Genomic DNA, 13,343 nt, shown 5'->3' with positions numbered 1-13,343 from the left:
TCAGGATTAGACTGATTGAGCTGATTTCACTGATTATATTCCCGGAGATTTTAGTTAAAATGAAAGAGGGAGATATAAGCGAATATTTATCCGCATATATCTCCCATTATCTTTTAAAATCAAACGTAATCAAATCAGTGAAATCAGCTCAATCAGTCTAATCCTGCACCAAGACAATTTCTATCGCCGAAGGCGATCCTATCCGTGCTTACTTTACAATTGTTTCTTCCATTTTGGCTTTCCCGTTTTTAGCTTCTGCGTACTGCTTGGCGGCCTTGATAAAGGACACGAAAACAGGCGCCGGGCTTTCCACGGTGCTTTTCAGTTCAGGGTGGAACTGTACGCCCACAAAGAACGGATGGGCAGGCAGTTCAATGATTTCAACAAGACCGCTTTCCGGGTTTTTACCGGAAAGAACGAGGCCGGCATCTTCAAACTGCTGGAGGAAGTCGTTATTGAACTCGTAGCGGTGGCGGTGTCTTTCGCTGATGCTGGTACCACCGTATATTTCGGCCGCTTTGGTGCCTGGCGTGAGTTCGCAGGCATAAGCACCCAGGCGCATGGTACCACCTTTGGCGGTTACTTTTTTCTGCTCTTCCATGAGGTTGATCACCGGGTGAGCGGTGTCAGGGTTCATTTCCACGGAATGCGCATCTTTCCAGCCGAGTACGTTACGGGCATATTCCACTACGCTCATCTGCATACCGAGGCAGATACCGAAAAACGGCAGCTGATTTTCACGGGCATACTGAATAGCGGTGATTTTTCCTTCAATGCCGCGGTGACCGAAGCCGGGAGCTACCAGGAGCCCATCGAGGTTCTTCAGTTTTTCACATACATTTTCAGGTGTAATATGTTCTGAGTGGATATTTTGTACCACTACTTTGCATTCGTTCAAGGAACCGGCATGTATAAATGATTCCAGGATAGATTTGTAGGCATCCTGTAATTCCACGTATTTACCGATCAAACCGATGGTTACTTTGGATTTCGGATATTTCAGTTTATCCAGGAATTCGCGCCATTTAACCAGTTCGGGTTCTTTTTCCACGGGTAATCCCAGTCTTTTCAGTACAGAAACGTCGAGTTTCTCGCGCATCATTTCCAGGGGTACTTCATAGATGGTGGGAACGTCGTTTGCTTCGATCACGGCATCTACCTGTACGTTACAGAACAGGGCGATTTTCTTTTTCAGATCGCGGTACAGTGGTTCTTCTGTACGGCAAACGATGATATCCGGGTGTACGCCATATTCGCTCAGCAGGCGTACGGAGTGTTGCGTAGGTTTGGTTTTCAGCTCTTTAGCTGCACGCAGGTACGGGATCAGTGTAAGGTGTACTACCAGGCAATCTTCTTCGCCCAGTTCCCATTGCAGCTGACGAACCGCCTCAATGTAAGGGAGTGATTCAATATCACCCACGGTGCCACCAAGTTCTGTAATAACGATATCGTATTTACCATCCTTACCCAACAGGAGGATACGGCGTTTGATTTCATCCGTAATGTGAGGGATTACCTGAACGGTTTTACCGAGGTAGGCTCCTTCTCTTTCCTTGTTGATCACAGTTTGGTAGATACGGCCGGTGGTAACATTATTGGCCTGAGACGTGGGCGTATTCAAAAAACGTTCGTAGTGTCCGAGATCCAGATCGGTTTCTGCGCCATCTTCCGTTACATAACATTCACCATGTTCATAAGGGTTTAACGTACCCGGATCCACATTGATATATGGATCAAATTTCTGAATAGTCACTCTAAAGCCGCGTGCCTGCAATAATTTTGCAAGGGAAGCAGCTATAATTCCTTTACCCAAAGAAGATGTAACACCTCCTGTAACGAAGATATATTTTGCCATAAAACTAAAATTCTGCTAAGAATACTTGACCTATAAACGGGGAAGTGCCGGACTGCGTTTGGTGTAAAACCGATCAAGTAAACTACTTCCGAAGGTCATGCAAAGTTACACAAATTTGCGTCGCTCCCAAGTTTTTTACGGCAGCGCTTTATTTGTTTGTTAATTTTTTGGAGATTATATTCAGCTCTCATCACTTATCTACAGGGCGTTTTAAAGAATTTTCAAGTACCGGAAATTATTTGTTAAAAACCTTTATCCGGCAGCGATGTTCTGTAAATGCGTACGCGACTATAAATATATAAACAGTAAATTTGCGTCCGAAATACATAAAAGATGACTTTAACGCCAAAGAGAGCCCAAGACTCGCTTATACAGATGACCGAACTGGTTTTACCGAATGATACCAACACATTCGGCAACCTCATGGGAGGCCGTTTGATGTACTGGATGGACATTGCCGCGGCACTGGCCTGCATGAAACACTGCAGCGCACCCGTGGTAACTGCTTCTGTAGATAATATATCTTTCGAAAATCCCATTAAACTGGGAAACGTGGTACATATTGAATCTAAAGTAAGCCGGGCCTTCAATACTTCTATGGAAGTACACATGAGGGTTTGGGGAGAAGATCCGGTACAACAGTACCGCTATAAATCCAATGAAGCTTTCATGACCTTTGTAGCCCTGGATCCCAATGGCAATTCCCGGCCGGTACCCGGCATCATTACCGACACAGAAGAAGAAAAAAGATTATATGAGGGTGCCCTGCGCCGCCGTCAGCTTCGTTTGATCCTGGGTGGTAAAATGAAACCTGAAGATGCGGATGAATTAAAAGCGCTGTTCTTCGAAAAGATCTAAGCGGATTTTGTCTTTCTCAGGATTAACCGTGATTATACTGATTTCATTGATTTTACTTTTTGGATTTTATAAACGATTAAAAATAATTAGGGGAGACATCAGCGAATATACCCGCTTATCTCTCCCCTAATCATTTTTAATCAAAATTGATCAAATCCTTAAATCAGCATAATCACGGTTAATCCTGAGAAAGACAACCTACGCTTCCCCCTCCCACTCTTTATAAAACCGCTCCAGGAATACTTCCATAAATGCGTGTCTTTCTTCTGCCAGCTTTTTACCGGTAGCGGTATTCATCCGGTCTTTCAGCAACAGTAATTTCTCATAGAAATGTGTGATCGTAGGGGCAGTACTGTTTTTATACGCTTCTTTTGTCATTTGCATATTGGGCTTTACCGCAGGGTCATACAGCGACCTGTTTTTGAAACCGCCGTAATTAAAAGCCCTTGCAATACCGATAGCGCCAATGGCATCGAGCCTGTCGGCATCCTGTACCACGGCTAACTCTGCAGAGAAAAATGTTTTTTCCTGGTTGCCTCCTTTAAAAGAAATGTGACGGATAATATTCTCCACCTGTGTGATGATGGCCGCCGGCACATCCAGCGTTTGCAGAAAAGCTACTGCTTTTGCAGGGCCGATATTTTCATCACCGTTATGAAATTTTGAATCTGCAATATCGTGTAACAGGGCACCCAGTTCCACTATCAACAGATCGGCAGGTTCGGTTGCGGCAATATGTTTTGCCTGCTGCCATACCCTGTAAATATGCCACCAGTCGTGGCCTCCTTCTGCCCCCTCTAATTCCTTTTTTACAAAATCCACCGTTGCGGTGATGATCTGACCATGATTTATCATAGGTGCAATGATATTAATTTTTGTGAAGAAGGAAGATGAAAAACAATACGATTCCCCAAGACGTTATGTAAGTATATTACAGGTTAAACGTATATATGAAGATTATGCAGAAACCGATGGCTACCGCATCCCGGTAGACCGGCTCTGGCCACGGGGTATTTCAAAGGAGCGCGCCCACATTGATGAATGGGCAAAGGAAATAGCTCCCAGCAACGAACTGCGCGAATGGTTTCACCATGACCCCACGCGGTTTGCTGAGTTCAAAACAAAATATAAACATGAATTACAGGAGAAAAGTGATTTGCTGGCCAGTATTAAAAAGAGGGCGCAACATCAGCGGGTAACATTATTATACGGGGCTAAAGACGAAACGAACAACCAGGCACAGGTGCTGCTGGAGTTGTTGAAAAAATAATTACACACCTTCGCTTTCGGGCTTCACCAGTACTTCGGTGATGCTGTTGAGCTTTTTAACTTTACTGGCAAAGTCACCGGTCAGTTTTTCACGGATCAGCGACAATTTGTTCAATACTTCATCGAGGGTATCGGGAATGGCTTCCTGCAGCACCTGTTTCAGGCGTTTGGCAATGGTAGGCGATTTACCATTGGTGGAAATAGCGATCTTGAGATTTCCCTTTTTCACGATAGAACCCAGGTAAAAATCACAGAGTTCCGGGGTATCGGCTACATTGATCAGCACTTTGCTGCCCTTCGCTTTTTCCCATACGTGATAATTAAAATCTTTGTCGTTGGTGGCGGCTATTACCAGGTCTTTCCCCAGCAGATCGCCACACGAAAATGATTTCTGGATCAGGGTAATATTGGGATACTGGTGTGTTAACGCTTCCAGTTCAGGCAAAAAATCCAATGACACTACTGTAATGGTTGCATCTGCGCAATTTTCCAGCATGGCATTGGCTTTCTCCAGTCCGATATTACCACCGCCCACAACGAGTACATGCAGACGGTGCAATTTGAAAAACACCGGGAATAAATGATTTTCTTCCATTATACGGCAATTTTTAGTTCCTCTGACACCTTGTTCTTCAAGGCCTGGAAAGCTTCATGGAAGCTTACCACTTCGCCTATCACCAGAACAGCAGGATTATGCAGATCGTGCGTAGCGGCTATTTCCAGCAGATCGGCCACATTGCCCACACCCATTTTCTGTGTTGGCAAGGTACCATTCTGGATAATAGCGGCGGGAGTTTCCCCTTTTCCTGCTGCGCTGTAGATCCCTGCAATTTCCGCCAGTTTGCTCATCCCCATCAGTACTATCACCGTAGTATTAGCCCTGATGGCGTGATCCAGGTCGCGGGATAAATTCCCGTTCTGTGTGTTACCGGTGATCACCCAAAACCCCTCACTTACATTCCTTGCGGTAACGGGAATTTTGTTGACACCAGGTACGGAGATCGCGCTGGAAATACCGGGAATCACTTCTGCGGTAATTCCAAACTGCTGAGCAAAGGCAATTTCTTCCTGACCGCGGCCGAAAACAAAGGAGTCGCCTCCTTTTAAGCGGACAACGCTGCCATAAGTTAATGCATATTTTACAATCATCCTGTTTATTTCGTCCTGTGAGTATACATGCATACCTGCACGTTTGCCCACAAAACGACGGAGGCAGTTAGCCGGCGCATGGTCCAGCAGTTCGTTGCTGGACAATGCGTCATAAAGGATTACCCTGGCATTCTGAATAGCCTTTAACCCCTTAACAGTGATCAGTTCCGGATCACCTGGGCCTGCACCTATCAATGTGAGTTTGGGTTGTATCTTTTGCATGAGTGGTTGTGTTTTTGATAAATAAATAATTAAGCCTGAACCAGTTCGCTGGCTTTCTGACGGTATACCTGTGCAGCATTATAGAATGACTGCGCCTGCTGGAAATAAGTTTTTGCAAAACTTTCCGTAGGCTCGTTACCGTTAATCTGCAGCACTACTGTTTTAAAATCAGGCTCAAAGCTGAATTTACCGGTAGCCACAAAGTATTTATCGAAATCGTTCATGATACCGATCTGTGTGTTACCGCTTACTGCTTCGCCGAGTAACAGTGCTTTTGCGCCCTGTACAAAGGAAGAGTAGGCGTGATAGATACCATCTGAGTAGGCGCCTTTAATAATAGCGGCGCTGCTCAGTTCCAGTTTTTCTTCTGCTTCCAGCAGCAGGGTAGCCACCAGGTCGATGATTACACCGGCGCATTCGCCTACACCGATAGCGGTAGCGTAGTCCTGTGCCTGTCCCCAGTCAACAAAGTCGCCGGCAGTGAGGGAGCTGAGATCCGCCAGTGGTTTCAGCAGTTCATAGAAATACTTTTCACCTTTACGGTCGTAGTATTCGTTGAACAGTTCATTTTCCTGGCCATTGATTTCATAGTCGTGCAGGAGGCTGCGCAATACATCCGGACCGCGGCGGCTTGGCACTTTAATAACTTTATCCGCAACGCGGCCCAGGCCGTCGCCTACGATGCCCCCACCAAGGAGTACCTGCAGGGCTGGCAGTACTTTACCGGCGCTCTTCATGGAACTGCCGTGGAAACCGATGCTGGCAATACCGTGCTGACCGCAGGAGTTCATACAACCGCTGATCTTTATTTTGATGTCTTTATTATAAACCAGATCCGGGAATTCATCGGTGATCACATCTTCCAGCACTTTGGCGATGCCCGTGCTGCTGGAGATGCCGAGGTTGCAGGTATCTGTACCGGGGCATGCGGTGATGTCTGCGATGCTGTCGAATCCGGGTTCTGCAAAGCCTGCTTCTTCCAGTACGCTGAAAACGTATGGGAGATTTGCCGGCAGGATGTATTTCAGTAACAGGCCCTGGTTGGCGGTTACACGTACATCGTCGGCTATTACAGGACGCAGCGCTTCAATGAGTTTGCGGCTGATAGCTGAACCGATGTTACCCAGCGTTATTTTAACGTAAGCCGCAAAGTATCCTTTCTGTTTCTGCTCGAAGGTGTTGGTAGCTTTCCAGGCTTCGTATTTTTTTGGATCCTTTATGCTGTAAGCCGGTGTTGGCGCTGCGGGTGGCGGTGTGGTGGCCTGCCATGCGTCAGCATCTACCGGTACGCTTTTTACTTTTATGGCTTTGTATTCTTCTTTAACAAGGCGCTCAAATTCTTCCATTCCTATTTTCTGGATGAGGAATTTCATGCGGGCTTTGTTCCTGCTGGTTCTTTCGCCGTAGCGGTCGAACACGCGCAGTACGTTTTCGATATATGGAATGAGCTGATCTGTTTCGAGGAACTCGTATACTACTTTAGCGAGAAAGGGTTGTGCGCCCAAACCACCGCCTACCAATACTTTGAAGCCACGTACTTCTTTGCCGTCGATGATCTTTACTTTGGGGATCATGCCAAAGTCGTGCATAAACGACCAGGCCGTATCTTTTTCTGAAGAGGAGAAAGAGATCTTGATTTTACGGCCCATTTCCTGGCTCACCGGGTTGCGCAGGAAGTAGCGAAAGGTAGCGTCTGCGTACGGCGTAACGTCGAATGGTTCTTCCGGATCAATACCGGCGCGGTCTGAAGCGGTAACGTTGCGAACGGTGTTACCGCAGGCTTCGCGGATGGTGATGCCATCCTGTTCCAGTTTTGACCATAGTTCGGGGGTTCTGTCGAGGCTCACATAGTGGATCTGAACATCCTGGCGGGTGGTCAGGTGCAGATTACTGGTAGCATATTCATCTGAAATTTCGGTAATGCGGTGCCATTGTTTCAGGGTCATTTTACCGTATGGCAGTTTGATGCGGATCATTTGCACACCGGGCTGACGCTGACCGTAAATACCTCTGGCCAGGCGGAGGCTGCGGAACTTTTCGTCTGACACAGCGCCTTCGCGGAACAGGCGGATCTTCTTCTCCAGGTCTATAATATCTTGTTCAACAATTGGATTTTCTAGTTCTGTTCTGAAGCTTTGCATAAAAAGTATTTTCAGGTGGTGGTAAAGCAATTATTTAATTCTGGTTTGGGGCTGTTGGTCGTTTTTTTATATAAAAAAGCCCCCGGAATGTTTGCGGAGGCCTCGTATAATGTTGATTTACAGTAAGCTGATCACTGATTTTCCATATTACACGCGCCTCATGGGTGTTGATGAACAACAACTGTTTCTGTTACAATTCCTTCTATCATTACCCATATTCCCTATAATTTTAGTAGAGTAATACAAAGATATAAATGCAGGGCATCTTTCCAAAACTTTTTTCAACATTCAATAAGGCTCCAAAAAGGGGGGAAATTGGCGGAGGCAGCAGGTTTGCAGTTGACATAACTGTGTAAACGCTGATTAGGGAGGGATTCAGGGGGAATTACCTGGCTGGTTACCGCAGTGGCGTGATAACCAAAGTTTATGGCGTATAACTTATTGTTATGGGACCGGAGAGCCAGGGGCACGCCCGAAGGAACAAATACGGGTTTAACCCGAAGCATCCCGGAAGCATCCCCGGAGCAAAGGTGGACTTGAAGCGGAAATGCAGGCTGGTAAACAGTTACCGGCTAACTGTGATCTCCCCTTATAACTTCTTATCTTTGCCGCGCATAAACGGAAAAAACATATGATAGATACGGTAATATTTGACATGGATGGCCTGTTGATAGATTCAGAACCTTTGTGGGGCATCGCCATGCGGGAAGTGTTTGCTACGGTGGGCGTAAACCTCTCGCCCGAACTTACGCATTTAACCACCGGCCTGCGCACGAAGGAAGTGGTGAGTTACTGGCATAATTACTATAAATGGGAAGGAAAGAGTGCGGAGCAGGTTGTAAATGAAATTATTGATAGTGTGATATATAAGATCAAAGCGGAGGGCCATCCTATGGAGGGGTTACCGTATATCCTTCAATATTTCCGGGAGAAAGGGTTCAAAATGGGACTGGCTTCTTCTTCCCCACTGCGCCTGATCAATGCTGCGCTGGAACATTTACAGATAAAAGATGTTTTTCAGGCGGTGTACTCTGCTGAGTTTGAGGATTATGGTAAGCCGCACCCGGCGGTGTACCTGGCCTGTGCCAAGGCATTGGGCAGTGATCCACTGGATTGTATAGCTTTTGAGGATTCCGTAACGGGTATGACGGCGGCTAAGGCGGCGCGGATGACCACGGTGGTGGTACCAGAAGCGCATAACCGGCATGATCCGCGGTATGCACTGGCTAATATGAAGCTGGACAGTTTGCTGGAATTTAACGACGCGAAGCTGTCGTTGCTGATAAAGTAAAGTATAAAATCTTCCTATAAAAAAATCCCGCTCCGATATTACTCGAAGCGGGATTTATTATTTAATGAAACCGGATCTTATTGCGCGCTTTTTTCTTCGCCGCCTTCAGATTGTTTCAGTTTTTCTCTCAGTTCAGCTAAAGCACCGAGATCACCTAAAGTAGCTTTTTCCACTTTACCCTGGATGTTTTTCACAGCCTTACGGGTTTTGTCAGCTTCTTCTCTCTTCTCTTTCACTACAGCCTGTTTTTCTTCAGCCTGTGCTTTTTCCCAAACTCTGGTATGAGAAACCAGGATACGTTTTTCGCTGCGATCGAATTCGATGATCATGAATTCTTTCACGTCTTCAACGTTGATTGGTTTTTCATCTTCAGTTCTGAGGTGACGTGCAGGAGCGTAAGCTTCCAGACCGTACTGCAGTTGAACCGTAGCACCTTTATCATCTTTCTTCACAACGGTACCTTCGTGTACGGAGTTGATCGGGAAGATAGTTTCAAAAGTGTTCCATGGATCTTCTTCGATCTGTTTGTGACCGAGGCTCAGTTTACGGTTGTCTTTATCAATACCCAGGATTACTACATCTATTTCGTTACCTACTTTAGTGTATTCAGATGGGTGGTTGAAACGTTTGATCCAGCTCAGGTCAGAGATGTGGATCATGCCACCGATACCAGTTTCCAGTTCAACGAATACGCCATAAGGAGTGATGTTTTTCACGATACCTTTGTGACGGCTTTCAACCGGGAATTTAGTTTCGATAGTAGACCATGGATCTTCTGTCAGTTGCTTGATAGACAGGCTCATTTTGCGTTCTTCCTTGCTCAGGGTAACTACAACGGCTTCGTATTCTTCTCCTAATTTGAAGAATTCTTTAGCGTTGATTGGCGTAGAAGCCCATGAGATTTCAGATACGTGAACCAGACCTTCCACACCTGGCATGATTTCCAGGAATGCACCATAATCTTCGATGTTCACTACTTTACCTTTTACTTTAGCACCTTCGGTGATAGTAGCTGGTAAAGTATCCCACGGATGCGGGGTCAGTTGTTTGTAGCCCAGGCTTATGCGACGTTTTTCGTCATCGAAGTCAAGCACAACAACGTTGATTTTCTGATCCATCTGCAGTACTTCGCTCGGATGGGAGATACGGCCCCAGCTGATATCTGTGATATACAGTAAGCCGTCCAGACCACCCAGGTCGATGAATGCACCGAAGTCGGTGATATTTTTGATAGTACCTTCCAGCACCTGGCCTTTTTCCAGTTTGCTGATGATATCCACTCTCTGTTGTTCGATATCGCTTTCGATGAGCGCTTTGTGGGAAACAACGGCGTTGCGGATGGTTTCGTTTACTTTCACCACCTTGAACTCCATAGTTTTGCCTACAAACTGGTCGTAATCTGTAACTGGTTTCACATCGATCTGAGAACCCGGCAGGAATGTTTCCATACCATATACATCTACGATCAGGCCGCCTTTGGTTTTGCTGGTAACGGTACCAGTAACCACTTCGCCTGTTTTGTAAACTTCCACGATTTTTTCCCATGCACGTTTCTGGCGGGCCTGTTTACGGCTCAGGTGCAGGTTACCATCGCGGTCTTCTTTTTCTACTACCAGCACTTCCACTTCATCACCGATCTTCAGACCTGGTAAATCACGGAATTCGTTCAGAGAAATCAAACCATCAGATTTGAATCCGATGTTGATCACTACATCTGTGTTGGTTAAACCCACAACAGTACCAGTCAGCAGGCTGTTTTCTTCAAACACCTTGAAAGTGCTGTCGTAAGTCACGTCGTACTTTTCTTTTTCTTCTTTGCTGTAAGAAGAAACGTTACGTTTGTCAACGCTCCAGTCGAAATCGTCGTGTGCAGTTTCAACTTTTGCTACAGGTGCCTTTGGTGTCGCTGTTTCAACCGCAGCAGCTGCTTGCGGAGCCTGTTGTTCAGCGTTTTGTTCGTTAGAAATGTTGTTTTCGCTCATAAAAAATTAAAATTTTACCCGGAATACCCGGATACCCTGTTTTATGGGACGGCAAAAATACGAAAAAATACCCGTTTATGCGTATTTTTATTGAAGAAAATCACCTTCCGCTGCGGTATGGGGTGGTCTTTTCAGATATTTTTAAATTGCATTATTAATAATTTTACTACGACAAAAAATTAAACTGCGTAAACGGGCATTTTTTTTGCCGCAGGAAGAACCAGCATCCGGATTAATTGTTGTTAACAGATACAGGAAAGATGATATTCATTAGCAGTGAACAGGCTTACTTTTCCTGCGTTCAAAATGTTAATTACTATTATTTAATCCCGGATTTTATTTTAATTTGTGTATATGAACGGGACCTCATTTCAATCGGATATTCGCTACTGGCTCAGGCAGGGAAACACGGTCAATTATTTGCTTTTCTGGAATATCGTCATCTTCCTGGGGTTAAATATTCTGCGTCTAATTGCATTCCTGACCAAGCAGCCTACCCCTTTTGAATGGACATATCAACAACTGGCCATGAATGTGCCGCTCGGTGCATTTATCTTAAAGCCCTGGGGGCTGATTACCTACATGTTTACGCATGTGGAAATATTCCACGCCCTTTTTAATATGATCAACCTTTACTGGTTTGGTAACCTGTTCCGGGATTTTCTCGGGAATAAACGGGTACTCCCCCTTTATTTACTGGGTGGTATTGCCGGCGGTTTACTGTACCTGCTGAGTGCCAGTCTTTTTCCAGGCTACGTAGGCACTACCATGGTGGGCGCTTCAGCAGCCATTATGTGTATCCTGGTGGCAGCGGCTACCCTGATGCCTAACTTTGAAATTGGCCTGATGTTCCTGGGCAGCGTGAAACTGAAATGGCTGGCCATGGCCCTCGTGGTGCTGGGATTGATTTCCATCCCCAACGGTAACATCGGCGGACTGATTTCCCACATGGGCGGTTCCCTGCTGGGCTTCCTGTACATACGCACCCTGCAGGCAGGTACTGACCTCTGCCAGCCCCTGATATGGCTGTTTGATTTCAGGAACCGCCGCCAGCAACAGGCTGTTACCCGTAAATTCAAACCCAAGAAATCACCCCTGAAAGTGGTAAAAAAAGCTGAAGACAGAGACCCTTCCAGATTAGACCAGCTGCTGGATAAAATCAATGAAAAAGGCTATAATAGCCTCAGCGCCGAAGAAAAAGCATGGCTGGACAAAGTGAGCAAAGAAAACTGATTAACTTTGTCCTTCAATTTTCTGTCATTTAACACATGAAAACATTTAACGTTCCGGTTATATATCGCAGTCCGCTGATCAGCGCCATCAAAAACCAGCGCAAACAGCAGGACCGCATGAAAAAGGACTTCACGCCCACCGAGCTGGATTTTGGTCCGCTCAGGATTTTACTGGCCCGGCACTTCGGATTCTGCTATGGTGTGGAAAACGCCATTGAAATTGCCTTTAAAACAGTGGACGAAAATCCGGACAAACGGATCTTCCTGCTCAGTGAAATGATCCACAACCCACATGTAAACAACGACCTGCTGGACAGGGGCGTTCAGTTTATTATGGATACCTCCGGCAATCAGCTGGTTCCCTGGGAGAGCCTGCAGCCAGATGATATTGTGATCATCCCTGCATTTGGTACCACCCTGGAAACCGAACAACAACTGGCCTCACTGGGTATTGAGCCCCTGAAATACAACACCACCTGCCCCTTTGTGGAACGTGTATGGAACAAGGCCGACCAGATCGGTAAGAAAAACTATACCGTAATTGTACACGGCAAACCAAAACACGAAGAAACCAGGGCCACCTTTTCCCACAGCGCTTCCGGCACGCCGACCATAGTAGTGAAGGATATAAAAGAAGCAGCGCTGCTGGCGGAGTTTATCACCGGGCAGCGCAAACCCGATGAGTTTAATGCTTTGTTCAAAGGACAATATTCACCCGGCTTTAACCCGGTTACAGATCTGCAGCGGGTAGGCGTGGTGAATCAAACCACCATGCTGGCTACCGAAACACAGGCCATTGCCGATTACATCCGGCAGGTGATGATGACGCATTTCCAGCTCACAGAAGCCACCGCCGGGGAAAGGTTTGCAGATACCCGCGATACGCTCTGTTACGCCACCAATGATAACCAGACGGCCGTTACCGGTATGTTGCAGGAATCTGCCGACCTGGCCATTGTAGTGGGCGGTTACAACAGCTCCAATACTTCGCACCTCGTGGAACTGTGTGAAGAAAAGCTGCCTACTTATTTTATATCATCTCCCGAAAAAATGCTCTCCTCAAGGGCTATTAATCACTGGGACTTTCATCATAAAGAAGAGATCAATGCCGGTAGCTTTTTACCGGAAAAGGAAAAGGTGACGATCCTGCTGACCAGCGGCGCTTCCTGTCCGGACGCCCTCGTTGAAGGCGTGATACGCCGGCTGCTTTCGTTTTACCAGCTGGAGCACAAAGCGGATGAAATGGCTATAATTGACTAAAAATATCTATCTGTATAAAACTGGCTAAAAAATCATAAAAACAAAAAAGACACCACGTGGTGTCTTTTTTCTTTGGGGCTAATC

At 46.2% G+C, this 13,343-nt stretch carries 11 protein-coding genes; 5 read left to right on the top strand and 6 right to left on the bottom strand.

Annotation, left to right across the window (positions count from 1 at the left end; translation table 11 throughout):
* Window positions 1-208: 208 nt before the first annotated feature.
* Window positions 209-1,855, bottom strand: coding sequence for a CTP synthase (locus PV783_RS09140; RefSeq protein ID WP_079469053.1), 1,647 nt, complete (start codon window positions 1,853-1,855; stop codon window positions 209-211).
* Window positions 1,856-2,188: 333 nt separating this feature from the next.
* Between PV783_RS09140 and PV783_RS09135 the strand changes: the two genes are divergently transcribed.
* On the top strand, window positions 2,189-2,713 hold the full coding sequence (locus PV783_RS09135; RefSeq protein ID WP_079469054.1) for an acyl-CoA thioesterase: 525 nt from the start codon (window positions 2,189-2,191) through the stop codon (window positions 2,711-2,713).
* Between the two features lie 198 nt (window positions 2,714-2,911).
* On the opposite strand, the gene PV783_RS09130 is transcribed toward PV783_RS09135, so the two are convergent.
* Complete coding sequence (locus tag PV783_RS09130) at window positions 2,912-3,568, bottom strand: HD domain-containing protein (protein ID WP_420987797.1); 657 nt, start codon at window positions 3,566-3,568, stop codon at window positions 2,912-2,914.
* Between the two features lie 7 nt (window positions 3,569-3,575).
* Here PV783_RS09130 and PV783_RS09125 point away from each other — a divergent pair, with 7 nt between their 5' ends.
* Window positions 3,576-3,983: a DUF488 domain-containing protein gene (locus tag PV783_RS09125; protein ID WP_420987796.1), complete on the top strand. Its 408-nt coding sequence runs from the start codon at window positions 3,576-3,578 to the stop codon at window positions 3,981-3,983.
* Here PV783_RS09125 and PV783_RS09120 read toward each other — a convergent pair whose 3' ends face one another.
* From PV783_RS09120 to PV783_RS09110, 3 genes are read right to left on the bottom strand one after another with little or no spacing between them, the layout of a single operon-like run.
* Window positions 3,984-4,577, bottom strand: a complete 594-nt coding sequence (locus PV783_RS09120; protein WP_420987795.1) for a precorrin-2 dehydrogenase/sirohydrochlorin ferrochelatase family protein — start codon at window positions 4,575-4,577, stop codon at window positions 3,984-3,986.
* Complete coding sequence (cobA, locus tag PV783_RS09115) at window positions 4,577-5,353, bottom strand: uroporphyrinogen-III C-methyltransferase (protein ID WP_079469057.1); 777 nt, start codon at window positions 5,351-5,353, stop codon at window positions 4,577-4,579. The genes PV783_RS09120 and cobA overlap by 1 nt, the downstream gene beginning before the upstream one ends.
* 29 nt (window positions 5,354-5,382) lie before the next feature.
* Window positions 5,383-7,494 carry a nitrite/sulfite reductase gene (locus PV783_RS09110; RefSeq protein ID WP_111579426.1) on the bottom strand — a complete coding sequence of 704 codons (2,112 nt, stop codon included), beginning with the start codon at window positions 7,492-7,494 and terminating at the stop codon, window positions 5,383-5,385.
* Window positions 7,495-8,125: 631 nt separating this feature from the next.
* On the opposite strand from PV783_RS09110, the gene hxpB reads away from it, so the two are divergent.
* A complete protein-coding gene (gene hxpB, locus PV783_RS09105; RefSeq protein WP_079469059.1) occupies window positions 8,126-8,785 on the top strand; it encodes a hexitol phosphatase HxpB in 660 nt (219 codons plus the stop codon).
* Between the two features lie 77 nt (window positions 8,786-8,862).
* On the opposite strand, the gene rpsA is transcribed toward hxpB, so the two are convergent.
* Window positions 8,863-10,767 (bottom strand): 30S ribosomal protein S1, encoded by a 1,905-nt coding sequence (gene rpsA, locus PV783_RS09100; RefSeq protein WP_079469060.1) that lies wholly within the window; start codon window positions 10,765-10,767, stop codon window positions 8,863-8,865.
* Between the two features lie 354 nt (window positions 10,768-11,121).
* Here rpsA and PV783_RS09095 point away from each other — a divergent pair, with 354 nt between their 5' ends.
* The gene (locus tag PV783_RS09095) at window positions 11,122-12,000 is read left to right on the top strand and encodes a rhomboid family intramembrane serine protease (protein WP_420987794.1); all 879 of its coding nucleotides are present in this window, start codon (window positions 11,122-11,124) and stop codon (window positions 11,998-12,000) included.
* A gap of 35 nt (window positions 12,001-12,035) precedes the next feature.
* On the top strand, window positions 12,036-13,259 hold the full coding sequence (locus tag PV783_RS09090) for a 4-hydroxy-3-methylbut-2-enyl diphosphate reductase (protein ID WP_420987793.1): 1,224 nt from the start codon (window positions 12,036-12,038) through the stop codon (window positions 13,257-13,259).
* The last annotated feature ends 84 nt before the right edge of the window (window positions 13,260-13,343 follow it).

Source organism: Chitinophaga sp. CC14 (genome assembly GCF_048957795.1).
Lineage (GTDB): Bacteria > Bacteroidota > Bacteroidia > Chitinophagales > Chitinophagaceae > Chitinophaga > Chitinophaga ginsengisegetis.
The sequence above is the reverse complement of the archived record's forward strand: the minus strand, read 5'-3'. Positions and strand labels throughout refer to the sequence as shown.

Bases quoted from the DNA above. Each gene is read 5' to 3' on its own strand.
- PV783_RS09090 (WP_420987793.1), top strand. From the start codon at position 12,036: ATGAAAACATTTAACGTTCCGGTTATATATCGCAGTCCGCTGATCAGC.
- PV783_RS09120 (WP_420987795.1), bottom strand. From the start codon at position 4,577: ATGGAAGAAAATCATTTATTCCCGGTGTTTTTCAAATTGCACCGTCTG.
- PV783_RS09135 (WP_079469054.1), top strand. From the start codon at position 2,189: ATGACTTTAACGCCAAAGAGAGCCCAAGACTCGCTTATACAGATGACC.
- hxpB (WP_079469059.1), top strand. From the start codon at position 8,126: ATGATAGATACGGTAATATTTGACATGGATGGCCTGTTGATAGATTCA.
- PV783_RS09095 (WP_420987794.1), top strand. From the start codon at position 11,122: ATGAACGGGACCTCATTTCAATCGGATATTCGCTACTGGCTCAGGCAG.
- PV783_RS09140 (WP_079469053.1), bottom strand. From the start codon at position 1,855: ATGGCAAAATATATCTTCGTTACAGGAGGTGTTACATCTTCTTTGGGT.
- PV783_RS09110 (WP_111579426.1), bottom strand. From the start codon at position 7,494: ATGCAAAGCTTCAGAACAGAACTAGAAAATCCAATTGTTGAACAAGAT.
- PV783_RS09130 (WP_420987797.1), bottom strand. From the start codon at position 3,568: ATGATAAATCATGGTCAGATCATCACCGCAACGGTGGATTTTGTAAAA.
- rpsA (WP_079469060.1), bottom strand. From the start codon at position 10,767: ATGAGCGAAAACAACATTTCTAACGAACAAAACGCTGAACAACAGGCT.
- PV783_RS09125 (WP_420987796.1), top strand. From the start codon at position 3,576: ATGATATTAATTTTTGTGAAGAAGGAAGATGAAAAACAATACGATTCC.
- cobA (WP_079469057.1), bottom strand. From the start codon at position 5,353: ATGCAAAAGATACAACCCAAACTCACATTGATAGGTGCAGGCCCAGGT.